Source organism: Rhodoferax sp. (assembly GCF_018063565.1).
GTDB lineage: Bacteria > Pseudomonadota > Gammaproteobacteria > Burkholderiales > Burkholderiaceae_C > Rhodoferax.
This window is the reverse complement of sequence record NZ_JAGPBB010000022.1, coordinates 1-23,911: the sequence shown is the minus strand read 5'-3', so window position 1 is coordinate 23,911 and position 23,911 is coordinate 1. Positions and strand designations below refer to the sequence as shown.

At 60.9% G+C, this 23,911-nt stretch carries 24 protein-coding genes and 1 riboswitch; of the genes, 9 read left to right on the top strand and 15 right to left on the bottom strand.

The window, feature by feature from the left end; all coding sequences use genetic code 11:
• Window positions 1-21 precede the first annotated feature (21 nt).
• Window positions 22-1,905 (top strand): sensor domain-containing diguanylate cyclase, encoded by a 1,884-nt coding sequence (locus tag KBF66_RS07295; protein WP_296654593.1) that lies wholly within the window; start codon window positions 22-24, stop codon window positions 1,903-1,905.
• 56 nt (window positions 1,906-1,961) lie between these two features.
• On the opposite strand, the gene KBF66_RS07290 is transcribed toward KBF66_RS07295, so the two are convergent.
• Complete coding sequence (locus KBF66_RS07290; protein WP_296654591.1) at window positions 1,962-3,149, bottom strand: PLP-dependent aminotransferase family protein; 1,188 nt, start codon at window positions 3,147-3,149, stop codon at window positions 1,962-1,964.
• Between the two features lie 131 nt (window positions 3,150-3,280).
• Here KBF66_RS07290 and KBF66_RS07285 point away from each other — a divergent pair, with 131 nt between their 5' ends.
• Window positions 3,281-4,081, top strand: a complete 801-nt coding sequence (locus tag KBF66_RS07285) for an HDOD domain-containing protein (RefSeq protein WP_296654589.1) — start codon at window positions 3,281-3,283, stop codon at window positions 4,079-4,081.
• A gap of 4 nt (window positions 4,082-4,085) precedes the next feature.
• Window positions 4,086-4,736 (top strand): endonuclease III, encoded by a 651-nt coding sequence (nth, locus tag KBF66_RS07280; RefSeq protein ID WP_296654588.1) that lies wholly within the window; start codon window positions 4,086-4,088, stop codon window positions 4,734-4,736.
• Window positions 4,737-4,773: 37 nt separating this feature from the next.
• Here nth and KBF66_RS07275 read toward each other — a convergent pair whose 3' ends face one another.
• From KBF66_RS07275 to KBF66_RS07255, 5 genes are read right to left on the bottom strand one after another with little or no spacing between them, the layout of a single operon-like run.
• Window positions 4,774-6,252, bottom strand: a complete 1,479-nt coding sequence (locus KBF66_RS07275; protein WP_296654641.1) for a cobyric acid synthase — start codon at window positions 6,250-6,252, stop codon at window positions 4,774-4,776.
• Window positions 6,253-6,305: 53 nt separating this feature from the next.
• A complete protein-coding gene (locus tag KBF66_RS07270; protein ID WP_296654586.1) occupies window positions 6,306-7,070 on the bottom strand; it encodes an ABC transporter ATP-binding protein in 765 nt (254 codons plus the stop codon).
• A 4-nt stretch (window positions 7,071-7,074) separates the two neighbouring features.
• Entirely contained in the window at window positions 7,075-8,157 is a 1,083-nt protein-coding gene (locus tag KBF66_RS07265) for an iron ABC transporter permease (RefSeq protein ID WP_296654583.1), read from the bottom strand.
• On the bottom strand, window positions 8,154-9,071 hold the full coding sequence (locus KBF66_RS07260; RefSeq protein WP_296654580.1) for a helical backbone metal receptor: 918 nt from the start codon (window positions 9,069-9,071) through the stop codon (window positions 8,154-8,156). Before KBF66_RS07260 ends, KBF66_RS07265 begins: the two co-directional genes overlap by 4 nt.
• 10 nt (window positions 9,072-9,081) lie before the next feature.
• Window positions 9,082-10,908: a TonB-dependent receptor gene (locus KBF66_RS07255; RefSeq protein WP_296654578.1), complete on the bottom strand. Its 1,827-nt coding sequence runs from the start codon at window positions 10,906-10,908 to the stop codon at window positions 9,082-9,084.
• Window positions 10,909-11,037: 129 nt separating this feature from the next.
• A riboswitch (cobalamin riboswitch) is annotated at window positions 11,038-11,273 on the bottom strand.
• 34 nt (window positions 11,274-11,307) lie between these two features.
• On the opposite strand from KBF66_RS07255, the gene KBF66_RS07250 reads away from it, so the two are divergent.
• Both KBF66_RS07250 and KBF66_RS07245 read left to right on the top strand, forming a co-directional pair.
• Window positions 11,308-11,550, top strand: a complete 243-nt coding sequence (locus tag KBF66_RS07250; RefSeq protein ID WP_296654575.1) for a DUF904 domain-containing protein — start codon at window positions 11,308-11,310, stop codon at window positions 11,548-11,550.
• Window positions 11,547-11,879 (top strand): cell division protein ZapA, encoded by a 333-nt coding sequence (locus KBF66_RS07245; RefSeq protein WP_296654573.1) that lies wholly within the window; start codon window positions 11,547-11,549, stop codon window positions 11,877-11,879. The genes KBF66_RS07250 and KBF66_RS07245 overlap by 4 nt, the downstream gene beginning before the upstream one ends.
• A 4-nt stretch (window positions 11,880-11,883) precedes the next feature.
• Here the strand turns inward: KBF66_RS07245 and KBF66_RS07240 are convergent, their stop codons facing one another.
• Together KBF66_RS07240 and KBF66_RS07235 are read right to left on the bottom strand one after the other, a co-directional pair.
• Window positions 11,884-12,864, bottom strand: a complete 981-nt coding sequence (locus KBF66_RS07240; protein WP_296654570.1) for an Hsp33 family molecular chaperone HslO — start codon at window positions 12,862-12,864, stop codon at window positions 11,884-11,886.
• A gap of 9 nt (window positions 12,865-12,873) precedes the next feature.
• Entirely contained in the window at window positions 12,874-13,398 is a 525-nt protein-coding gene (locus KBF66_RS07235) for a gamma carbonic anhydrase family protein (RefSeq protein WP_296654567.1), read from the bottom strand.
• A gap of 77 nt (window positions 13,399-13,475) precedes the next feature.
• Here KBF66_RS07235 and KBF66_RS07230 point away from each other — a divergent pair, with 77 nt between their 5' ends.
• Both KBF66_RS07230 and KBF66_RS07225 read left to right on the top strand, forming a co-directional pair.
• Entirely contained in the window at window positions 13,476-14,345 is an 870-nt protein-coding gene (locus tag KBF66_RS07230) for a ferritin-like domain-containing protein (RefSeq protein WP_296654565.1), read from the top strand.
• Window positions 14,342-15,610, top strand: coding sequence for an HDOD domain-containing protein (locus KBF66_RS07225; RefSeq protein WP_296654563.1), 1,269 nt, complete (start codon window positions 14,342-14,344; stop codon window positions 15,608-15,610). Before KBF66_RS07230 ends, KBF66_RS07225 begins: the two co-directional genes overlap by 4 nt.
• Window positions 15,611-15,624: 14 nt before the next feature.
• Here KBF66_RS07225 and xerD read toward each other — a convergent pair whose 3' ends face one another.
• Window positions 15,625-16,551 (bottom strand): site-specific tyrosine recombinase XerD, encoded by a 927-nt coding sequence (xerD, locus tag KBF66_RS07220; RefSeq protein WP_296654561.1) that lies wholly within the window; start codon window positions 16,549-16,551, stop codon window positions 15,625-15,627.
• An 18-nt stretch (window positions 16,552-16,569) separates the two neighbouring features.
• Between xerD and KBF66_RS07215 the strand changes: the two genes are divergently transcribed.
• Together KBF66_RS07215 and KBF66_RS07210 are read left to right on the top strand one after the other, a co-directional pair.
• Entirely contained in the window at window positions 16,570-17,487 is a 918-nt protein-coding gene (locus KBF66_RS07215; RefSeq protein WP_296654558.1) for an AEC family transporter, read from the top strand.
• A gap of 282 nt (window positions 17,488-17,769) precedes the next feature.
• The gene (locus KBF66_RS07210; RefSeq protein WP_296654556.1) at window positions 17,770-18,354 is read left to right on the top strand and encodes a YqiA/YcfP family alpha/beta fold hydrolase; all 585 of its coding nucleotides are present in this window, start codon (window positions 17,770-17,772) and stop codon (window positions 18,352-18,354) included.
• Between the two features lie 49 nt (window positions 18,355-18,403).
• On the opposite strand, the gene KBF66_RS07205 is transcribed toward KBF66_RS07210, so the two are convergent.
• From KBF66_RS07205 to KBF66_RS07180, 6 genes are all read right to left on the bottom strand, one after another.
• The gene (locus tag KBF66_RS07205; RefSeq protein ID WP_296654553.1) at window positions 18,404-19,174 is read right to left on the bottom strand and encodes an NRDE family protein; all 771 of its coding nucleotides are present in this window, start codon (window positions 19,172-19,174) and stop codon (window positions 18,404-18,406) included.
• A 12-nt stretch (window positions 19,175-19,186) separates the two neighbouring features.
• Window positions 19,187-19,960, bottom strand: coding sequence for an ABC transporter ATP-binding protein (locus tag KBF66_RS07200; RefSeq protein WP_296654639.1), 774 nt, complete (start codon window positions 19,958-19,960; stop codon window positions 19,187-19,189).
• Window positions 19,961-19,965: 5 nt separating this feature from the next.
• A complete protein-coding gene (locus KBF66_RS07195; protein ID WP_296654550.1) occupies window positions 19,966-20,823 on the bottom strand; it encodes an ABC transporter ATP-binding protein in 858 nt (285 codons plus the stop codon).
• Window positions 20,820-21,755, bottom strand: a complete 936-nt coding sequence (nikC, locus tag KBF66_RS07190) for a nickel transporter permease (protein WP_296654548.1) — start codon at window positions 21,753-21,755, stop codon at window positions 20,820-20,822. The genes KBF66_RS07195 and nikC overlap by 4 nt, the downstream gene beginning before the upstream one ends.
• Window positions 21,752-22,768, bottom strand: a complete 1,017-nt coding sequence (locus tag KBF66_RS07185) for an ABC transporter permease (protein ID WP_296654546.1) — start codon at window positions 22,766-22,768, stop codon at window positions 21,752-21,754. Before KBF66_RS07185 ends, nikC begins: the two co-directional genes overlap by 4 nt.
• Before the next feature lie 46 nt (window positions 22,769-22,814).
• The coding region (locus KBF66_RS07180; RefSeq protein WP_296654544.1) for an ABC transporter substrate-binding protein at window positions 22,815-23,911 on the bottom strand (1,097 nt) is incomplete at its 5' end.

Here is a 23,911-nt window from a genome sequence, read left to right as displayed (position 1 = left end):
ATCCGCCACCATGAAGGGCCCATGCGCTACCAGACCCATATCTCGATAGACACTGAGCGTTCAGCGGTGCTGCTGAGGTATGCGATCGCCGTGCTGGTGGTCGGGTCGTTCGCCACCATGCTGACATTGGGGGCGTCCCTGTCCGAGTCCCGGGTCAATCTGTTTGGCCCTTTGTTGATGCTTGCCGTCGGTATTTGTGCCTGGGTCATTTTGCGCTTGGGCAAGCCGATGCTGGCCAGTCAGGTGCTGGTGTACGGTGTGTGTGCCGTGACCACCAGCATCGCCGCCTTTACCGGCGGCGTACGCTCTCCGGTCATGGTGATCTACCCGGTATTGATCCTGAGTATCGGCTGGCTCAGCCATGTGCGCGCCGCCCTCACGTTGACGCTGCTGGTGGCCGGACTGACCTTGGGACTGTGGGTAGCCCAGCGTCTGGAGCTGATCCAGGACAACGGTCTGCCCAGTGCTGCAATCTATGCCCTGCACAGTCTGGTGGTTTATGCACTGTCCTCGGTGCTGGTGGTGTTCATCCTGCGGGCGTATCAGCTCCGACTGAAGGACCTCAACAAACTCAGCGACGAACTGACTGAGTATACGGGTCTGCTGGAGCAAAACAGCGACCTGCTGGAACGAGCGCAGGCAGTGGCAAAAATTGGCAGCTGGGTGGTTGACATTGCTGCGAATCACATTACCCCGTCAGTTCAGGGATGTGCCATTCTGGGGCTGCCGACCGGCTCCTCGATCCATCTGTCGCAGTACTTTGCGATGGTGCATCCGGATGACCAACCCGATTTATTACAGCAATGGCATCACGCGCTGAAAGACGGACTGCTCGATTGCGAGCACCGCATCCTGCTGAAAGATGAGGTCCGCTGGATCCGCCAACGCGCCGAATTGGACATGGCGCACGGCCGAGCTACCCATGCGCTAGGCATCGCACAGGACATCACCGAACGCAAATTAATGCAAATGGCGCTGCGGGAGAGCGAGAAACGTCACCGTACCCTGATCGAGTGGACACCCGAAGCCATCCTGGTGCACCAAAACACCAGGATTCTGTACGCCAATCCGGCCGCAGTGAGACTTTTTGGTGCGCCCGATGCGGACACGCTGTCGGGCCGATCCACCCAGGATCTGATCCACCCAGACAGCCTGGTGCAGCAAAAGCAGCGCATGAGCCAGATCGAGCAGGGTGAAGACCTGGACCCCATTGCCGAGGCAAAATTCCTCAAGCTTGACGGTACGGTGATCGACGTCGAAGTGCAAGGCACCGCCATCGAGTTTGATGGCATCGCTGCCATTCATGTGTCGATACGCGATGTGACCGAGCGCAAGCGACTTGAATACGAAATTCGCCAACTCGCGTTTTACGACAACCTGACCGGTCTGCCCAACCGCCGTTTGCTCGACGACCGGTTGGGCCAGACGATCATGGCCAACCGACGCAACCCGGTTTACGGTGCCTTGATGTTTCTTGACCTGGATAACTTCAAACCCATCAACGATACCTATGGCCACTCGGTCGGCGACCGTTTACTGGTTGAAGCGGCACACCGGATCAAAAGCTGTGTGCGCGAAACCGACACGGTGGCGCGCTTTGGTGGCGATGAGTTTGTGGTACTGCTGGCCGAACTTGATGCCGATCGCGACACCTCACAGCAACACGCCCACGCGGTGGCCCTGAAGATCCTTGCCAGCTTGGCGGAACCCTATACGCTGCAGGTGCATTCCGGAGACCCGCACAGGCAACCCGTCTCGCACCGCTGCACCGCCAGCATCGGGCTGGTCATTTTTGGCAGCCGCGACAACGCCAGCCCCGAGGATCTGACCAAATGGGCCGATGTCGCCATGTACCAGGCAAAAAGCGAGGGGCGCGACCGGATCAGCTTTGCCCACCAGACCTAGTTTTTTTGATAGCTATCAAGCTTTTTGGAAATTGCGCTAGAGGCAATTTTTGCCAATCAAATGGCGGATCGCAAACGATCAATCCCCTCGCTGATCCGGCCCAGGTCAGCGGTGGCAAAACTCAGCCGCAAGGTGGCGAGATCCGGGTCATGGGCGTAAAACGGGGCACCGGGTACAAAGGCCACACCCCGGTCAATCGCCCGCTTGGCAAAATCGGCCGCAAGGGCGCATTGGCCTGTCGCGCCGGTCAGCCTGGCCCAAAAGAACATGCCACCTTGCGGCGCGTCAAAGGCGATGGCCGCCCCGAGCGTCTGCTGTAAACACTGCCCCATCACACGCGCGCGCTCGGCGTAGGTGGCACGCACCACCGCCAGCGTGGCGTCGAGCCGGTTCAAGGTCAGATAGTGTGCACAGATGGCCTGGGTCAGGTTGCTGGTATGGGCGTCGCTGAACTGCTTGCACATGGTGGCCCTGGCCAGCAAGGCCGCCGGTGCGATCAACCACCCCACGCGCAGGCCCGGACTGAGGATTTTGCTGAAGGAGCCGCAATGCGCCAACCAGTCGCGACTGCCCGGCACGCTGTCACTCAGGGCCAGCAGGCTCGGCGGCGGCGGCTGGTCAAAGTACAGCTCACCGTACGGGTCGTCCTCCACCACCAGGGTGCGCGTGCGCACCGCCATCTGCAAAATCCGTTGCCGCCGCGCCAGACTCAAGGTGGCACCGCTGGGGTTGCCAAAGGTCGGAATCAGGTAAACCAGCTTGGGCTTGTGTTGATCGATCAGCGCTTCGAGCTTGTCCACATCCACACCGTCGGCGTCGATCGGTGCCCCAATGATGTGGGCACCGTAGAGTCTGAAGCACTGAATGGTGGCCAGGAAGGTGGGTGCCTCCACAATCACCTTGTCGCCGGGCGAGATCATGGTTTTGCCAATCAGATCCAGCGCCTGCTGGCTGCCGGTCGTGACGATCAACCCGTCCGGCCCCACGGTACTGCCTTTGCCCGCCATAAAACCAGAGATGGCTTCGCGCAAGGGCTGATACCCTTCGGTGGCACCGTATTGCAGGACCGGGCCAGGCTTGTCCGCCAGCACCGCGTGCGAGGCCATGGCAATACCCTCGGCGTCAAACAGCGCCGGATCCGGAAACCCCCCGGCAAAACTGATGATGCCGGGCTTGCCCAACAGTTTGAAGAGTTCACGAATGGCCGAGGTTTCGACGTTCTGGAGGCGGTCAGCAAATTGCATGGTGTCTGGTGAAAGGTAAGTAACAAAATATCTGTGGTCCGGGCGGCAGGTCGGGTCCGTTACGGCGTTGAGAGGCAACGAATTGGGGTAAATTGTCTCTGATAAGCTGCATACTTCAACAGGACATCCTCATGCACTCCCTCGACGCTTTTTTTGCCACGGTCAAACTGCCGTCCATCTCACAGGTCACACAGGCGCTGGTGAAAACGCTGAATGACGAGGACGCCGGGGTGCAGGAAGTGGCGGACATCCTCGCCAAAGACCCGGCGCTGGTGGCCAAATTGCTTCGGCTGGCCAACAGCGCACAGTTCGGCTTGCCGCGCGGCGTTGGCTCGATCGACGAGGCGATCCAGATGGTCGGCATGGCCAAGGTGCGCAGCCTGTCTTTGGGTGCCAGCCTGTGTTATGCCTTTCCACCGATTCCCGGTCTCGATGCGCAGGAATTCTGGCGCAGCAGCATGGCCTGCGCAGGTTATGCGCGCTGGCTCGCTGGCGGTTTGGACATGGACGCTGGCCAGGCCTGGTTGACCGGCATGATGCTTCGTCTGGGTGAGTTGCTGATTGCCCAATCCCGTCCGGAAGCTTTAATCGAAATTGAAAAAGCACCCACCTGGCCGGGGAGTCGCTGGGAACGCGAGAAACGCCTGATCGGTTTCTCGGAGGGCCAGATCACCGCCGAGCTGGCACGGCGCTGGAACTTCCCGATGCTGATGGTACAAGCCCTGGAGCGTGCCTACGATCCGCTGGTGGAGCAAGCTTTCTCACGCATGGGGGCGGTGATCCATTTGGCAGGCCTGTTGGCCGATACCCTGCAAGCACAGGCCGAGACGGTCGACACCCTGCCGCAGGATGTGATCGCCGAGCTGGCGCTGGATGTGGATTGGATGAGGCGCAGTTTCCCGTCGAGCGATTCGTTCATCAACGTGGCTTGAGCCGATGCAGACGCGGGACATCGAGGTTTTTTTTGCCACCCTGGCCCAGGCCAACCCGGAGCCTCAGACCGAGCTGGAGTTTGCCAGCGTGTTTGAGCTGCTGACCGCCGTTTTGCTATCGGCTCAGGCCACCGATGTGAGTGTCAACAAGGCCACAAGCCGCTTGTTTGTGGTGGCCAACACGCCGCAAAAAATATTGAACCTGGGTCTGGCCGGGTTGGAGTCACACATCCGCACCATTGGCCTGTACCACGCCAAGGCGCGTCACCTGTTGCAAACCTGCCAGATGCTGCTGGACCGACATGGCGGTCAGGTGCCGCGCACCCGCGAGGCACTGGAGGCATTGCCGGGAGTTGGCCGCAAAACCGCCAACGTGGTGCTCAACGTGGCGTTTGGCGAGCCCACCATGGCGGTGGACACCCATATCTTGCGCCTGAGCAATCGGACCGGTCTGGCACCCGGCAAGACACCCCGCGACGTAGAAGATGCCCTGCTGCAGCGGGTTCCCAGTGCCTACCTGCGCGATGCCCACCATTGGCTGATCCTGCATGGCCGCTATGTGTGCCAGGCCAGAACACCGCGGTGCTGGGAGTGCCAGGTGGCGGCACAGTGCGACTTCACCCCCAAAACGATGCTTCGTCCGCATTCGTCATAAACCCCTCAGCTTTCTGGCAAGTTCACCCGAATCGCTGTTATCTTTCGCTGAGCAAGCTATGCAAAAAACCGGGTGCAAAGTGCTGTTGCACAAAATCCGCCAACCCGTCAAAAACACGGTCGAGTGTGGGAACGGACACGCTGCATTCAGAAGCAAACAGTGCCCGCAATACGTTCGAATCCTCCACCAACCCGTGCAAATACAGCCCCAACACGTTGCCAGCGGCGTTTTGCCAGCCCAAACCTCCCGGCAATACCTCCTGGCATGCGTCCGGATGCGTGCCAGAGACGGCAACGGTCTGACCGTGGTGAATCTCGTAACCCGAGACACTCACACCCGCCAAAGACGACCATGGCCGAGCCGAAGCACCCGCCATGGAGTCACTGAAAACCGACCGCGTGTGGCGAACCGACTTGGTGAGTGCAAACCGGGTCTGCAAGGGCAACAAGCCCAGGCCAGGCGCGGAGCCATCCATGCCGACGGGATCAACCAGTGTTTCACCCAGCATTTGCAAGCCCCCACAAATGCCAAGCACCGCCCCACCCTGCGCGGCGTGTGCCGCCACGGCCACATCCAGCCCCTGATGCCGTAGCCAGAGCAAATCGGCCACAGTCGATTTGGAACCGGGCAGAACCATCCAGTCACCGGCCTGCAGTCCGGCCAGTTGTGACGGACTGCGCACCCACATCAGGCGCACGCCAGGGATATTTTTGAGCGGTTGAAACTCGTCCAGATTGCTGATGCGCGGATAGGCGATCACGGCCACCGTGAGTTTCACTGCACCGACACTGACGGACCGGTCGTCAAAAACCCCGTCCTCCTCGGGCAGACCATGGTGCCACCACATCGGCAAGGTGGCGACGGTGGCAATGCCGGTCAAGTCCTGCAGCATTTGCGGTGCCGGTGCCAGCAGGGCGGCGTCGCCGCGAAATTTGTTGAGCACAAAACCCCTGATCAAAATGCGCTCGTGTTGCGGCAGCAGCGCCCAGGTTCCGTACAAATGCGCAAAGGCACCGCCCCGGTCAATGTCGGTCACCAGCAGGCAGGCGGCATTGCAGTGCAAAGCCACACGCATGTTGACGATGTCACTATCGTGCAGGTTGATCTCGGCGGGTGAACCTGCGCCCTCGATCACCACCAGATCGTTCTCAGCGCGCAAGGCGTCCAGCGCAGCAGCAATCAGCGGCCAGACATGCTCGCTGCGGGCACGCCATGGCAGGGCGGTCAGTTCGGCATTCACCTGCCCCAGCAGCACCACCTGGCTGTGGTTGTCAGCCTCGGGTTTGAGCAGCAACGGATTCATGCGGACATCCGGCACGGTTTTGGCAGCCAGCGCCTGAAAGTACTGGGCACTGCCAATTTCACCCAGCCCTTGGTCGCTGGCCACCACCCGCGCGTTGTTGCTCATGTTCTGCGCCTTGAAGGGGGCCACCTTCAAGCCCTGGCGCGCGTAAAGGCGGCACAGCGCGGTGGTCAGCCAGCTTTTGCCGGCACCACTGGTGGTGCCCAAAACCATGATGCAAGTCGCCAACGTCCTGGCTGGCTCCTGCCATTGGACAACCGTGGCACTCATCGCGGCAATGCCACCCATTGCTGCGCCAACGGATAGATGGCGATCCGTTGATCAAACACCGCCTCCAGCGCACGGTGTGTCGCTCCATCGGCGCTGCCACCCTGATGCCGCACCCGGCCTTCTGCCATGATCACCAGTTCGTCCGAGTGCAGCGCCATCGAAATTTCATGCAGCACACTGATCACCGTGGTGCCCTGCGCCACCAGTTGACGCACCAGGGCCAGCCAGTCGGCCTGGTGGGGTGGATCAAGATTGGCAAGCGGCTCATCCATCAGCAGCACCGGCGCCTGCACCGCCAGGGCACGCGCCAGCAACACGCGCTGGCGTTCACCACCCGACAACTGCCCCAAGCTGCGGGCACGCCACGCCCATGCCTGCACGACCTGCAGCGCCCATTGCACTGCTGCAGTGTCGGCAGCAGTCGGGCCAGCCAGCCAGTTCTGATAGGGCAGGCGCCCCAACATCACCACATCCCAAACCGTCAAATCATCCCCTGAAACTTCGTTCTGCCCGAGCCAGGCCAGTTGCCGGGCACGGGCGCGATCGGTCAGGCTGCGCATGGAATGACCAAGCAAACCGACTTGCCCGGTGCAAGGCAAAAGTCCGGCCAACACCTTGAGCAAAGTGGACTTGCCGGCACCGTTGGGGCCAACGATGCAGGTCCAGCGGCCACGCGGCAGCGCCAGTGTGAGGTTGTGCAAAATCTGAACATTTTCAATGCTAGCGCATACTCCATTTGCACTTATAGCTATATTAGTCATAGCTCTATTGCCCGCTTCCTGCGGCCAGAGTGCGGCGTCGACGATGCATCAACCAGAGCAGGTAACCACCACCCAGCACGGCGGTCAGCACCCCCACCGGCAGTTCCTGCGGCGCAATCAGGCCGCGCGCCAGCGTGTCTGCCGCCGTCAGCAGCAAGCCGCCCACCAGGCTGGCCAGCAACATCAGCCAACGATGGGTGGTCGCCACGGCCGAGCGCACCAGATGCGGCGCGGCCAGACCAACAAAGGCAATCAAGCCGGTTTGCGCCACCGCCGTGCCGGTGGCCAGGGCCAAAACTGCCACCAGAGCCAACCTGAGCCAGACCAATGACACGCCCAGACTCTGCGCGGTGGCCTCGCCCAGACTCAAACCATCCAGCCCCCGCCCCAGCAGCGATGCCAGCACCAGACATGGCAGCCAAATCGCCAGCATCAGGCCACAGGCAGTCCAGCCGACAAAAGCACTCGACCCCAACATAAATGCCTGCATGGACTGCAGGGATTCGGGTGAAAACTGCAACACCAACTGGGTCAAGGCCCCCAGCACCACGCCAACAATCACCCCCGACAACAACAGCCGCAGGGTGTGCTGCACGCCGCGTGACAGCACCAGTGTCAGCAGCACCGCCAGGGCCGCACCAGCGAAAGCAGCGCCGGTGAGCCCAAGGCGCACCCATAGACTGCCCGAGAACATGCTCACCATCACACCACCGGGCAGGGCCGTCGGTCCCGCCAATGCCAGGTTGCCACCTATGCCCACCAAAGCCAGCGCCACACCGAGCGACGCGCCCGAGGCACTACCGAGCAAAAACGGGTCGGCCAGCGGATTGCGAAACAGGCCTTGCGCCACCGCGCCGGCCAGCCCAAGCAGGGCACCGGCCACCCAGGCGCCGAGTGTGCGCGGCAGTCGGATGTCCAGCAGAATCTGCTGCAACATCGCTGTTTCAGCGGGGTCTGCACCGGCTTGCAACCACTGACCGGCCAGCAGATCCATGCCACCGCTGCCCACATTCAGCCCCGCCACCGTCGCCAAAAGGCTCAGCACCAGCAGCCACAACAGCACGATGCGTGGTTGATGACGGCTCATGGCGGGCCCTTCATCCCTGTCGCCGGTGCCTTTTCGCGCAAGCAATTCGCCATCAGCCGTGCTGCGTCGGCCAAACGGGTGCCAGCGCGCACCAGAATATCGGCCTGCTCGGCCGTGAAAACACACACCCGCTGCTCCCGCACGGCCCGGATGCTGTGCCACCCGGGGCGCTGCGACAGACCATCGGCGCTGCGCGCACTGAGCATGATCAGGTCCGGATTGGCCCGCACCACAAACTCCGGATTGATCTTCGGGAACGGCCCCAGCTCGCGCGGCAGAATATTCCTGACACCCAGGCGCGCCAGGGTTTCACCGATGAACGATGCCTCGCTGGCACCGTAGGGGCCTTGACTGGCTTCGAAGTAGACCCGCGCACCACGCACCGCCGCTGGCAAAGACTGGGCCGCCGCCACCACGCCTGCGTCCAGGTCACGCCAGACCTGCATCGCATGCGGAACATCCAGCACCTGCCCGATGGCGATCAACACACGTTGCACGTCGCCATGGGTTTTTGGTTCCAAGGCCATCACCTTGAGGCCCAGCGCCTGCAGTCGCTCGCCCAACCGGGTCGAGGTGGCCATCAGCACCAGATCAGGGCGCAAGGCCACGATGGCTTCCAGATTGGGGTCCAGCCCACCACCGAGCTGCGGCAACTGACGCACCTGCAGCGGGTAATTGGAATACCGGTCCACCCCCACTAGGCGCTGGCACTGGCCAAGTGCGCACACCGTCTCCGTCAGCGATGGCAGCAAACTCACAATGCGTTGCGGTGGCTTGTCAAAGGTGAGTGTCACGCCCCGGTCGTCGGTAACCGCATACGCCCACAGTGACGGTGCTGACAGCGCCATACCCAGCCACAGCAGCACCACGCGGGCTTTGCCGCGCAGCCACCAGCACCAGGCATGACCGGTCATGACGACACTCCTAACTGGCCCAGTGGAGCGACACGAACAGATTGCGGCCCGGCATTTGATAGCTGTTGGCCAGCATGTACTGGGTGTCCGTGACATTGTTCAGGCGTGCCAGCAGATTCAGCTTTGGGCTGATCTTCCAGTCGACGCCCAGATTGAGCAGGCCATAACCCGCCAACACATCACGACCACTGAAACTCAGGTTGTTGTCCTCGCGGTGACTGGAAAACCTGAGCTCCCCAAACCAGCCCAGCGCACCGCCCTGGTGCCGTGCCTGCAGATTCATCACATGGCGCGCAACGCGGACAAAACGCAACGCGTTGGGTTGTGTTCGGGGGTCGGCGTAGTCGTATGAGGCGCTGTACACCGTATCGCCGTGCTGGTTCTGTAGTGCCAGCGTGAAACCACGCAAAACCGCCAGACTGCTTTGCTCGTTGGTGACCGGGGTGATAAACCCCTCAATTTCGTTGTGGTAGAGCAACGCCGAAGCAGAAGCTTTGCCCTGCTGGTACTTCAAACCAAGCTCGGTGGCACGGTTTTGTTGCGGTTGCAGCACCGGGTTACCAAAGCCCGGGTAATACAACTGATTGAAACTGGGTGCCTGAAAACTGGTGCCCAGACTGGCCACGGCACGCAGGTTCGGATTGAGCTTGTAGCCGCCCGACAGGGCCCAGTTGTTGAAGCCGCCAAACTGGGAGTTGTCGTCGCGTCGCAGCACCGCCAGCGCGTTCCAGTTGGCACGATTGAGTGCGTAAGAGAACATCATGGCGTTGATATCGCGCGACTTGACGGTGTAGCCGGTGCTGCTGTCCACCGCTTCGCTGCGGTGTTCAAGCAGCAGCGTCAACACATCGTCGGCCAGAGCCAGCTCGTTTTGCCAGCTCAGCTGTCGGCGTTTGGTATTGAAGGCAAAACTGCCATTGGGCGCACCGTCCGTGGCGCGCAGGTAGTCGCTGACCGAATCATCATCGCTACGACCGAGTTTCAGACTTGACTTCCACGTGGGTAACCACTGGGCGTCCCAGCTCAGATGGAACTGCTGCAGGGCCGGTCTGGCCCAGGCGTCGGTGGTCAGGCGATTCAGGCCCAGCGGGTTGGGGTAGGCGGTGCCATCAAACTGGTAGTCCATTTCACTGCGCAGCCAACCCAGGCTCACGCTATGCTGTGCCGAGAGTTGTGCCTTCAGACTGGCATCGACACTACTGACGTCAAACCCATCCGCATCGGGATTGAAATTGCCGCTGACACTGTTGCTGATGACACTGATGCCTTTGCCCTTTTCACGCGAGCCACCCAGGCTATAGCCCAGGACACCGGTTCGCCCACGCAGCGACGCACCGATCTGGCGTTGACCATCCGAACCCACGCCAGCATGGGCCGCACCTTGTGGTGTGTCGCTGGCATCTCGGGTAAAAATCTGAATGACGCCACCCACGGCGTCAGGGCCATAGAGCGCCGAGGCGGCACCGCGCAGTATTTCAATGCGTTCGATACGTTCAAGCGGCATATTTTCCAGAGCCGCCCCACCCGCAGTGGCAGAGCCGATGCGGATGCCATCCACCAGAATCAGCGTCTGAGCCGCTGACGCGCCACGCAGGAATATGCTGGACAAAGCGCGGTAACCACCGTTGCTGGACAGTTGCACGCCAGGCAGTTGTGCCAGCACATCACGCAGCGAGGTTTGCCCGGCCTGATCGAGCACGCTGCGGTCGATCACCGACACATCGGCGATCACTTCGGTGATAGGGGTCGGAATGCGGGTGGCGGTGACCACCACCTGATCAAGCTGGGCGACGGACTGCGCCGCCGAATGACCGGGCAGCGATGCAACAAATGCCATAGTGGCAACTGCCAGGCACCAGGGTGCAGGCTTGCACTGGGAGAAAACAAGAGATTTCATGACAAACCGGGAACAAAAGACCCTCACCGTCGTCCCCGACAGCGCCTGGGCGTCACGGTTGCGCAGGGTGTGCACAACCACCGTGTTGGCCGGTATCCGGGCTGGTGGAATCAACCGTCATCGCCTTCCCAAGTGTTGGCAAACACCCAGTGGCCTCGATCACAGCGGAACCGTTCAGGGTTCGTCCACTTACCGTTGCGGGGGCAGCGCAGGTTAGGCCCGCGGTTGCCCGCATCGCCCTTCTGCTTCCCGTTGAACTGCGGCATGTGAACCACACCGCGAGCACCAACGGTCAAGATTCTAGTCGTGTCAACTTGCCGAAACCCTACAATCTGCGCTATGTCAGACCCGTCACAACTTGATCTGCTTACCGAACGCGTGGAGCGCCTGCTGTTGCGCTACGAAGAGCTGACGCGCACCAACGCTTTGCTTTACCGGCAAATCGACAGCCTGACGCAGGAGCGCGACTCACTGAAATCGCGCCTGAGCGCGGCTCGCGCCCGCGTGGATGTGCTGCTTGAGCGGCTGCCAGAAATGTCGGACAACAAGGTCGCTAGCCCCCACCCGCAGGCCAGCGCATGAAACAGCTTGAAGTTCAGATCATGGGTCAAAGCTACCTTCTGGGTTGTCCTGACGGTGGTGATGCGCGTTTGCTCGAAGCGGTGCAACGGGTGGATTTGGCCATGTGCAAGATCCGCGACAGCGGCAAGGTGCGTGCGCGTGACCGCATTGCCGTTTTGGCGGCCCTGAATCTGGCGTTTGACCTGTCGGACCAGCACGCGCTGCAAACCAGTACCCCAACGGGCCAGGCACGCGCCGCCACGGACAGTGATGTTGAGGTATCCCGCAAGTTGTCCGCCCTGAGCAAACGGCTGGATGAAGCTCTCAACCGAGACGACCAGTTGTTCTGAGAGCTCAGTGAATCGCCGCGCCCGAGGGTGGGCGCTGTTCGGGTTGGTGAAACAGCTGCTCCACGTCGACGCTGTCAAAACGGTATTGCACACCACAAAAGTCACAACCCACCTCGATCACCTGGGTTTCCTGCAAGATGCTGTGCGCCTCTTGCGCACCCAACCCAACCAGCATTTTGCTGACCCGATCGCGGCTGCAACTACAGGCGAAATGGGGTGCCGGTGCACCCTGCACGGGATCGAAACGCCGCAGATCCTCCTGCCAGAACAAGCGGTGTAACACCGTGGTGGCGTCAAGTGTCAGCAGTTCGTCCCGCTTCAAACTGGAAGCCAGCAACGCGATGCGTCGATAGTCCTCGGACGGGTCAACCCCATCGGTGCCGGTTGAAATGTTCGACAGATTGCCACTGCCCTGAGTGGGCAACCGTTGAATCAGCAGGCCAGCGGCCACCTTGTCATCGGCAGCAAGCACCAAGGTCGTGTCGAGCTGCTCGCTCTGATGCATGTAGTGCTGCAGCACATCACTGAGCTTTTCAAGCGTTTGATCGGCACTGTCCACCAATGGCACTACGCCCTGGTAAGGCTGTTGGCCAGGTTGGCGATTTTGCGGATCCAGCGTGATGACGCAGCGCCCCTGGCGGCCCAGGTTGACCATCTGACTCAAGCGGGCGTCCGCGGCGACTTCACCGTTCACGGTCGCCGTAGCGCGCAGACCCAGCCCGGGCTGAACTTCCACCACCGCCAGCTTGACCGGCCCGTCACCCAAAACCTGCAGCACCAAGGCGCCGTCAAACTTGATGTTGGACTGCATCAGCACCGCAGCAGCGGTCATCTCGCCAAGCAATTGCTGCACGGCGGGCGGAAACGCACCGTGGGTGGTGTTGCCCGCACGTCGACGCAGAATCTCCGTCCAGGCATCGGTCAGGCGCACCAGCACACCCCGCACCGGCACTCCCTCAAACAGGAACTTGTGAATTTCAGACACACTGGCCTTTCAGGCGATCTTGTGCAAACTCGCCTTGAACAGGCGCGCATTGGCAACGTAGTGGCTGGCACTCTCGCGCAGGCCCTGCAACTGCTCGGGTGTCAGCTGACGTATCGCTTTGGCGGGGCTGCCGATGATCATGCTGCCATCGGCAAACTCCTTGCCCTCGGTCACCAAAGACCCGGCACCGACCAGGCAACCCTTGCCGATGCGTGCACCGTTGAGCACCACCGCACCGATGCCAATCAGGCTGTCATCACCGATGGTGCAACCATGCAACATCGCTTGGTGCCCGACGGTCACACCCGAACCAATGGTCAACGGCTGGCCGACATCAGCATGTAACACGCACAGATCCTGGATGTTGGTGCGCGCACCAATACAGATGGGGGCCGTATCACCGCGCACCACCACACCAAACCAGATGCCCACCTCCTCGCCCAGGGACACCTCGCCCATCACTTCGGCGCTATCGGCCACCCAGGCAGACTCAGCCAGCTGCGGTACCACACCATCGAGCTCATAGATTGCCATCACGGTCCTTTGTCGTTGTTTACCTAGAATTGTAGGGATGTCCGGATACCGTCGGGCGACCTCTTGCAAACACCCTGATGCAGATATCTCCTGAACCCATGGCCATGCAGGCCGGCAACAGTCTGCGCCAGCAAGCGCTGTCCCTGTTGCAGCTCGACCGGCTTGACGACAAAGTCCGCGCCGTCAGCGCGTTAGATGCAGGCGCGCAAGCACTTGGGTGTGATGAGTCGATCCACCCAAGCCTCGCGGTGCCGGGTCGCCCTCAGCGGCCGCTGCTGGTGCAACCCGGCGCGCTCAGCCACCGTGCGGTGGGCACGCCGCAAGGTCATGCCAGCCTGATCCATGCACTGACGCACATTGAAGCCAATGCCATCAACCTGGCGCTGGACATTGTCTGGCGCTTCCCCCACATGCCGGAGGCCTTTTACCGCGACTGGTTGGGTGTGGCACAGGAAGAGGCGCTGCATTACCAGTTGCTGGCCGATCACCTGATGACGCTGGGTCACCGGTATGGCGACTTCCCCGCGCACGATGGCCTATGGGACATGGCCGAGCGCACCCGTGATGACGTATTGGCACGCCTGGCGCTGGTACCACGCACGCTGGAGGCGCGAGGACTCGACGCCACACCTGCCATCAGGAAGAAACTGGTCTCGGTCGGCGATCTGCGCGGGGCGCAGATTCTTGACATCATCCTGCGGGACGAGATTGGCCACGTGGCCACCGGCAACCACTGGTACCGCTTCGTCTGCCAGCAGCGAGGGCTTGACCCGCTCGTTGCCTACACCCGTCTGGCCCAACAGTACGGTGCACCAGTCCTGAAAGGCCCGTTCAACCTTGACGCCCGCAGGGCGGCAGGTTTTGCCGACGACGAACTGGACGCCTTATGTGCTACACCCGGTGTCGCTTCCAGAAAATTGACTGACAGGACCGGACTGACATCATGAACCAACCGACCGCAGCGCCGCAAAACGCCGCACCACCCGGCCAAACGCTGGCCATTGCGCGGCAACCGATCCTGGACGCCAAACGTGCGGTTTTCGGTTATGAGCTGTTTGATCGCTCAGCAGTTGGGTCCAGCTTCAGCGCCGCCAGTGATGCTGCCCTGATATTCAACCTGCTGTGCGCTGCCGACAGTGAGATCCAGAGTTCACGCAAGCCCCTCTTCATCAACTGCACCCACCAAACGCTCGCCGGGGGTCACCTGGAGCTGATTGACCCGGAGCGTGTGGTGCTGGAAATACCCGCTTTGACCATTGACCAGGACAGCGCCGAAGACATTGACGCCTTTCAACAAACCCTGGCCGCGGTCCACAAACGCGGTTTCCGTCTGGCCTTTGACCACCGGGTGCTGGCACCAGCCTACGCGTCGTGGCTGGCACTGGCCTCGTTCATCAAGATCGACATCAGCTGCTTCACCCAAGCGCAGCTGTTTGGCCTCACGCGCCAACTCGACAAGTCCAGCAGAGCGCAGCTGATTGCAGAAAAAGTTGAAAGTGCCGAGCAGTTTGAACATGCCAGTCTGGCGGGTATGTGCTTGTTCCAGGGATACTGGTTTGCCCGGCCCGTGATGATCAAGGGACAAAGCCTGCGCCCGGCCCAGGCGGCCATCGTGCAACTCATCAACCTGGTCCGCAAGCAAGCCAGCACCACCGACATCGAGGAAGTTTTCAAGCGTGACCCGACGCTGTCGTTCAATCTGTTGCGTTTCATCAACTCGGCCGGCTTCGGTTTGCGCTGCGAAATCACCTCGTTTCGCCACGCTGTCATGCTGCTGGGACTGAAAAAACTGTTTCGCTGGGCCGCTTTGTTGATGACCACTTCAGGCGATAGCAGCGTTTCGCCTGCGGTAGGCCACGTGGCGGTGGTGCGGGGCCGGCTGATGGAACTGCTGGCGGCAGAACTGTTGCCCCCCGAGGAATGTGACAACGCTTTTGTGGTCGGTGTGTTTTCCTTGCTGGACACCATGCTGGGGGTGCCGCTTGACCAGGCCTTGGCAGGTATCTCGCTGCCCCAGTCGGTGACCGATGCGCTGTTGCACCAGCGCGGCGAGCTGGCGCCTTTTTTGCAGTTGACGCTGGCCTGTGAGAACGCCTCGGATCAGCCCTTTGCCGAAAACGCGATGGCTCTGCAACTGACCGGGGACCAGGTGAACTGGGCCCATTTGCAGGCGCTGGTCTGGGCCGAAACACTCACCACGGCGGGTGGCTGAGACAGCCTGCCCTGTCAGGCCCTGGGGTGATGGCGGGTGTGCAATTGCTTGAGGCGCTCACGCGCCACGTGGGTGTAGATGGTGGTGGTGGAGATATCGGCATGACCCAGCAGCAGTTGCACGGCACGCAAATCTGCACCATGGTTGAGCAGATGGGTCGCAAACGCATGGCGCAGTGTGTGCGGTGACATCGGCACCGCAATGCCTGCCGCGAAAGCGTATTTTTTGACCAGCATCCAGAATGCAACCCGGCTCATGGCAGTACCCGGCGTGCTGCCCTTTTGCGTGACAAACAGATCCTCACTCTGGTGACCGCCCAGCAACTCGGCGCGAGGCTGCGCCAGGTAACGCGTCAGCCACAGCGCTGCCACTTCGCCAAAAGGGACCAGCCGCTCCTTGTTGCCTTTGCCAAACACCCGCAGCACCTGTTCACCCAGACTGATATTGAATACCCGCAGTGTCACCAGTTCGCTCACCCGCAGGCCGCTGGCGTACATCAGTTCAAGCATGCAGCGGTCCCGCACGCCGCGTGCCATGCTGACATCGGGTGCTGCCAGGAGCATTTCCACCTGGGTTTCGGTCAGGGTCTTGGGCATTCGCTGTGCCTGCTTGGCCGCCAGCATCTTGAGTGTCGGGTCCGTGCCAATCAGACGTTCGCGCAAGGCCCAGTGAAAAAAGCGCCGCAACACGGTGAGGCGGCGATTGGCGGTGGTGGCCTTGGTTTCAAAGTGCCGGGTGGCGAAATAGCCGTTGATGTAATCCTGCGTGGCCTGCAGCAAGCTGCATTCCTGGGACGCCAGCCAGGCGGCAAACAGACACAAATCGCGTCGATACGCGGCCAAGGTGTTTTTGGCGAGTCCGTCTTCCAGCCACAACGCATCCACAAAGCTGTCAATGACGGAATCGGGTTCGGACGCCATGCTGAATGTCGGGTGTGCCATGGCTGCTATTCTCGCCGGGTGAACTTTTTCCAACTGCTCTTTCCCGATTTTTCATTGATCCTGATCGGTTACCTGGTGTGCCGCTTCACGCCACTGAACCGCCCGGTGTGGGCGCAGGTGGAGCAACTGGTCTACTTTCTGTTCTTCCCGGTTTTGCTGTTTCAGTCCATCATCAAAAGCCCCCTGGACCTCGGGACGGCTGGCAACCTGGTCGGGGCGGGATGGCTGTTGGCCCTGGGCGGGATCACACTGGCCTATGCGCTGCCCTATGTACCGGGTTTGCGCCGTCACTTTGCCGCGCGCCAACATGCCGGTGCAGCACAAGTGGCTTTCAGGTTTAACTCCTTCATTGGCCTGGCGCTGGCCGACAAACTGGCCGGCGCACCAGGGTTGGCCGTGATCGCGCTGTTGATTGGTGTCATCGTACCGCTCATGAATGTGGCGGCTGTGTGGCCGATGGCACGGCATGGCCAACGTGGCTTTGTGAGGGAGTTGCTGCGCAATCCGCTGATCATCGCCACCGCCAGCGGCCTGCTGGCCAATCTGGCGGGCCTCACGATTCCAGCCTGGCTGGAACCCACAGTCAGCCGCATTGGTGGTGCTTCACTGGCCTTGGGATTGATGGCAGCGGGCGCGGGCATGCAACTCGGCGCGCTGAACCATGCCAAATCCATGGGTGCCGCGCTGTTGTTAATCAAGCATTTGCTGATGCCTTTGATCGCGGTTGTGGTCGCGCGGTCGCTGGGTCTCACATCGGTGCAATCCACAATTTTGCTGATGTTCTCTGCCCTGCCTACCGCGTCAAGCTGTTATGTGCTGGCAGCACGCATGGGATATGACGGTGCCTATGTGGCAGCACTGGTCACCCTATCAACATTGGCGGGCATGGTCAGTCTGCCATTGGCTTTGGGGTTTTTGCGGTCAGCCGTTGGGTAAGCCTAGACGCGGGTCCACCATTCGGGTTTGACTTGATTGAGCCCCATCGGAATGGTCACCGACGATCAGGATTTGACTCAAAGGAACTCGCTTCAAGAAATTTCAACATGCCACCCGATACACCAATCGGTTGGCCCGCGCGCTCTGGGGCAGAATCGCGCAAGCAGGAAACATTTTCCAGGCCACAGCGCAAGACTTGTGGCGCGGTATGACCATATTTTAATATTTTTCAATGTTTTTCAATGTATTTAAAGATTTAAAGTGATTTTTTATCGGACTGCCATGCTCACCACCCACCTTCTCTACCTGCACGGTTTTCTGTCTTCGCCGGCATCCAACAAAGCGCGAATGACGGCGGCGGCAGTACGCCAGCGCCATCCCTCAGCCATCTGGCACTGCCCCATGCTGGCGGCGTCACCGGGTCAAGCCATGGTGGACGTGATGGACGCCATCACCCATTGGCCCCGCCGAACGACGGCCATTGTGGGTTCTTCGTTGGGTGGTTTCTATGCGACCTGGCTGGCCGAGCAACTGGGCTGCAGGGCGGTGCTTCTGAACCCGGCGGTTCGCCCGGCCCGTGATCTCGCGCCACATGTCGGAAAACAAACCCTGTGGCACGAACCCGATACCCACTTCGTGCTGGAGCCCCATTACATCGACGAACTTCACGCCATGGAACTCGATCACATCAGTCGCCCCGAGCGCTATTTCGCTGTGATCGCCAAAGGCGACGAGGTGCTGGACTGGCGTGAAATGCACCAGCACTACAGCGCTGCCAGGATCAAATTGCTGGACGCCGGTGACCACGCCTTGAGTGACTACGAACAGCACCTCGGTGAAGTACTGGAATTTCTGCAATTGGTCTGACCCGGAATTTTCACAATTTTTCGCCTTCAGCCAAATGGCCAATTGATTTTCAAGATACTCTTCTGGTAGCAATTGACCAACGCTGAAGGGCCTCTCCGGTCGCACCCCGTGCATCAAAACTGTGCTCCAGAAAGCTGATCTGCGCACCTTCCAGACGCAGCACACTGCAGGCACGGGTACCGTAGTCGGGTGTGGCAATGAAGCGGGCCGACAGCACGCGTTCCAGCGCGGGCGCAATGCCGGTGACCGGAAGATCAGCGTCAGCGGCAACCTGGCGGTCTTGCAGCAGGGCCATCAAATCAGCATCACGTTCGCCCCCGCGTTCCAGCAACTCACGAAGGCCGTCCCGGATCGCCACCAGCTTGGGCCATGGGGTATGAAAACGGGCGTTGGACACCGCACCCACACCGGGCATAAAACGCATTACCCGCGCCGGGTGACTTTGCAAGCCTAAGCATTCGCGCCCATCAAACACCAGCAAATTGAAAGGGTTGTAGCGGGGCGCCCGATCGCTGAGCTGCGTCAGATAGTCGTGCGCGCCCATCTCGCCCTGCAAGAAAGCGCTGACCAACTCACCCCGCGACGGAGCATCGGACCGCGTCATGGCGGGATCGCGGTGATTGGTCAGCGCCGCCACACGCCCACTCAGGCTCGCGCCAAGCCAGGTTCCGCCTGCCTGCAAATCCCGACCGGCCACCAACGGTGCATCCGCCCAGAGGTGCAAGGCAGCGGTTGGACGGGCATAAAACTCGTCCCGGTTGGCGATCAGGAGCAAAGGGCACGGGCTGTCTGGCTGCCAGTTCCAGGCGATCAGGCACATGGCACAACCGACTCAGCAACGGTCGCGTTGAAAGCCCGCAGAGGCTTCCATCAGCTTCTGTGTGTAGGGGTCGCTGACGCGGTGTGCCGCCAGATCCGACGAGTCCAGCAATTCAACGGTCTTGCCGCGCTGCATCACCATCAAGCGCTCACACAGGTGTGTCACCACCGCCAGGTCATGGCTGACCATGATGAAGGTCAAACCCCGCTGGCGTCGCAAATCCTCGAGCAAATTCAGCACTTCAGCCTGCACCGAAGCATCCAGTGCCGAGGTGGGCTCGTCGAGCAGCAGAATCTGCGGCTCCAGAATCAGCGCGCGCGCCACCGCAATGCGCTGGCGCTGCCCGCCTGAGAGCTGATGCGGGTAACGAAACCGGAAACCGCTACCCAAACCCACCTCGTCCAGAGCGCGCTCGATACGACCCTGCTCGTCGTCCAGCCCGTGGATCGCCAGCGGCTCGGCCAGAATGCGGTCCACCGTGTGGCGCGGATGCAGTGAGCCATAGGGGTCTTGAAATACCATTTGCACCAGACGGCGAAACGCCTTGCTTCCCGGCGCGGGCAAAACTGCACCGGGATCACCCAGCAGTTTGACCGCACCGGCCATGGGGGTCAGTCCGCAAATGGCCCGCAGCACGGTCGACTTGCCCGAACCCGACTCACCGACGATGCCAAAACTCTCACCAGGCAACACCTCAAAAGAGCTGTCCGCCACCGCCACAAACTCACCAAAACGAACGCGCAGGTTTTTCACCTGCAGCCCCACCGCATTCAAGCCGGCGCGCATCTGACTCATTGCGCCCACTCCAGCTGCCGGTTCAGCGTGGGTAAGGGGTGGCGGTCGTCACCCAGCTTGGGCAGGCAGTTCAGCAGGCCCTGGGTGTAGGGGTGTCGCGCGTGTGCCAGGTTGCCCGAAGGTAATTCCTCGACCACTTTGCCAGCGTACATCACCAGAATGCGGTCGCAAAAGGTAGACACCAGGCGCAGGTCGTGCGAGACAAAAATCAGGCCCATGCCGCGCTGCTGCACCAGAGCATCCAAAATCTGCAACACCTGCAATTGCACGGTGACATCGAGCGCCGAGGTCGGTTCATCGGCGATCAACAAGTCAGGCTTGGCAATCAACATCATCGCAATCATGGCGCGCTGACCCATGCCACCCGAAACCTCATGTGGATAAAGTTTGAAGACGCGCTCGGGGTCATCGATCTGCACCGACGCCAGAGCGGCCAGCGCCTGTGCCCGTGCCTGGGCAGTCGACACGCGGCTGTGCGCCTGCAGGGTTTCCATGATCTGGCGACCAATGGTCATCACCGGGTTGAGCGAAAACTTGGGATCTTGCAGCACCATGGCGATGCGTCCGCCACGAAGCTCGCGGCGCTGTTTGGGCGAGCAGTTGAGCAGGTCCACGCCGTTAAAGGCCAGGCGCTTGGCACTGACCCGCCCTTCAGGGGCGGTCAAGCCCAAGATGGCGCGGCCGGTTTGCGACTTGCCCGAGCCCGACTCCCCCACAATGCCAAGCCGCTCACGCCCCAAGGTGAACGAGACACCGCGCACCGCCTCCACCCAACCCCCATCACGGCTTGGGAAAGACACACGCAGGTCATCCACGACCAGCATCGGCTCCTGCGACGGCGCGGTCTGGTTCATTTCACTCCCTTGGGGTCGAGCGCATCGCGCAGGCCATCGCCCAGCAGGTTAAACGCCAGACTGATCAAAAAGATCGCTGCACCGGGTGCGGCGGCCACCCACCACTGGTCCAGTACATAGTGACGACCATTGGCAATCATGGCGCCCCACTCCGGACTGGGGGGTTGCGCGCCCAGACCCAGAAAACCCAAGCCAGCAGCGGTCAGAATGATGCCCGCCATGTCAAGCGTGACGCGCACAATGACGGAGGACACACACAACGGCATCACATGCCGAAACACAATGCGCCAGGGAGAGGCACCGATCAGTTTGACTGCGGCAATGTAGTCGGTCTGGCGTATCGTCAGCGTCTCGGCACGTGCCAGACGCGCATAGGCAGGCCAGGACGTGATGGCGATGGCAATCACCGCATTTTCAATGCCTGGGCCGAGTGCCGCCACAAAGGCCAGCGCCAGAATCAGCCGTGGAAAGGCCAGGAAAATGTCGGTGATGCGCATCAGCGCGGCATCCACCCAACCCCCAGCGTAGCCCGCGACCGTGCCAACCAGCAGGCCAATGGGCGCCGCCAGCACCGCCACCAGCACCACGACAAACAAGGTAATGCGCGAGCCGTAGATCAGCCGCGACAAGATGTCACGTCCCTGATCATCCGTGCCAAACCAGTGCACACCAGAGGGAGCCAGCAATCGGGTGGTGCGCAAATCACCCTGGAACGGTGAAAAAGGCGCCAGCACATCCGCAAATACCGCCACCCCGACCAGCAACACAACGATGAGCAAACCAGCCATGGCCAAGCGGTTGCGCGCAAAAGTGCGCCACGCACCATACGCCCGGCCCAGCGCTGCCTGCCGGCGCGAGGCCGGGTGCTCCGACATCAGCCAGGCATGCAGGCCACCGGCCTGGGCAATCGTCATTTCTGGCGTACAGCTCATCGCGCGCGCGTCCTTGGGTCCAGCGTGCGGTAAAGCAGGTCAGACAGCAAATTCAGCCCGATAAACACCGACCCCACCACAATCGTCCCACCCAGCACTGCGTTCATGTCAGCGTTTTGCAGTGAGTTGGTGATGTACAGGCCCAAACCCGGCCAGGCAAACACGGTTTCAGTCAGCACAGAACCCTCGAGCAGTCCGGCATAAGACAGCGTGATCACCGTCACCAAAGGCACCATCGCATTGCGCAGTGCGTGGCGCCAGATAATGCGTGCCTCGCTCAGACCTTTGGCACGTGCCGCCACCACATATTCCTGACTCAGCTCATTGAGCATGAACGAGCGCGTCATGCGGCTGATGTAGGCCAGCGAAAAATAGCCCAGCAGCGAGGCCGGAAGAATCAGGTGCGAAAACACATTGCGAAACGCCTCCCACTGACCTTGCATGGCGGTATCAAGCAACAGGATGCCGGTCGTGGCAGTGAACATATATTCATACGTGACGTCAATGCGGCCGGGGCCGGCCACCCAGTCGAGCTTGGCGTAGAAAAGCACCAGCGCCATCAGGCCCAACCAGAAAATCGGTACCGAATAACCGATCAGCCCCATCACCCGCACCACCTGGTCGGCCACGCCACCTCGGCGCACCGCCGCCCACACGCCCAGCGGAACCCCAAAACCCGCGCCAATCAGGATGCCAAGTGTGGCCAGTTCAAAGGTGGCGGGGAATGCGCGGCGGATGTCTTGCAGCACCGGGTTGGAGGTGAGCACCGAGGTGCCAAAGTCGCCCGTCAACACCTTGGTCACGTAAATGCCGAATTGGGCGTAAAGCGGTTTGTTGAGTCCCATTTCTTCGCGCGTCCGGGCAATCACATGCTCGGGGGCGTGGTCGCCCACCACCGCCAGCACCGGGTCGATCGGGATCACCCGACCGATAAAGAAGGTGACCGCCAGCAGACCCAGGTAGGTCAGGACAATGGCAAAAATAAATCGCGCCAGAGCGCGGGAGATTTTCATGAATCAAAAGGGCACCACCCGCAGGCGGTGCCCAGCGCTTCAGACTTCAGCGTTTGGAGACGCGGTAAACGTAGGTCGAGTCAGACGTTGAGCCAATGCGCAGGCCATCCACATTGGTGCGGTAAGCGGCCACTTCGGTCTGCTGATACAGCATCACAAACGGGCTGGTGGCGCGGAACTCGGCCTGCATCTTTTCGTACATGGCTTTACGCTTGGCCGGGTCACGCTCCAGCACGGCGGCATCCGCCTGCTTGGTAAGCTCCGGGATGTCCCAGGCATTGCGCCAGGCCAAAGGCTTGGCTTTGGCGTTATCGGCGTTGTCGGGGTTACGCACGAAGGTGTCGGCATTGGTGTGCGGGTCCCAATAGTCAGCGCCCCACTGGCCGATGTACATGTCGTGCGTGCGGGCACGGTACTTGGTCAGCACCTGCTTGCCGTCACCGGGGATGATCTCAACATCAATGCCGGCACGCTTGGCGGTTTGCTGGAAGGCCTCGGTAATACCCTGCACCGGCTGAATGGTGCGCATATCGATGGTGACCTTGAAACCATTCGGGTAGCCGGCCTTGGTCAGCAGTGCCTTGGCTTTGTCCACATCGAGCTTGTAGGGGTTGACGGTGCTGGCACCGAGCAAGCCCACGGGCAAAAAGTTTTGGTGCACCACGCCAATGTTCTTGATAATGGTGTCGCCAATGGCCGAGTAGTCCACCAGCCACTTGAAGGCTTCGCGCACTTCGGGCTTGGCCAGCGCCGGGTTCTTTTGATTCAGGCTGATGTAGTACACCGTGCCTTTGGGGGTGGCTGTTGTCTTGATGTCTTTGTTGGCAGCGACCGCAGCCAGATCTTGCGGCGACAGGTTGCGCGCCACATCCACGTCACCCTTTTCCAGCATCAGCCGTTGCGTAGCCGATTCTTTGCTGAAACGGTAAATGACGCGGGCCAGCTTCGACTTGTCGGCGTAGAAGTTGTCATTGCGCTCCAGCACCAGCACCTCGTTGGCGCGCCACTCGCGCAGTTTCATCGCGCCCGAGCCGGCGTAGTTGGTCTTGAGCCAGGCGTAACCCAGGTCGCCGTTCACTTCTTTGGACAGCACGAGCTTCTTGTCAACCACGGCAGCCACATTGGCGGTCAGGCAGTTGAGCA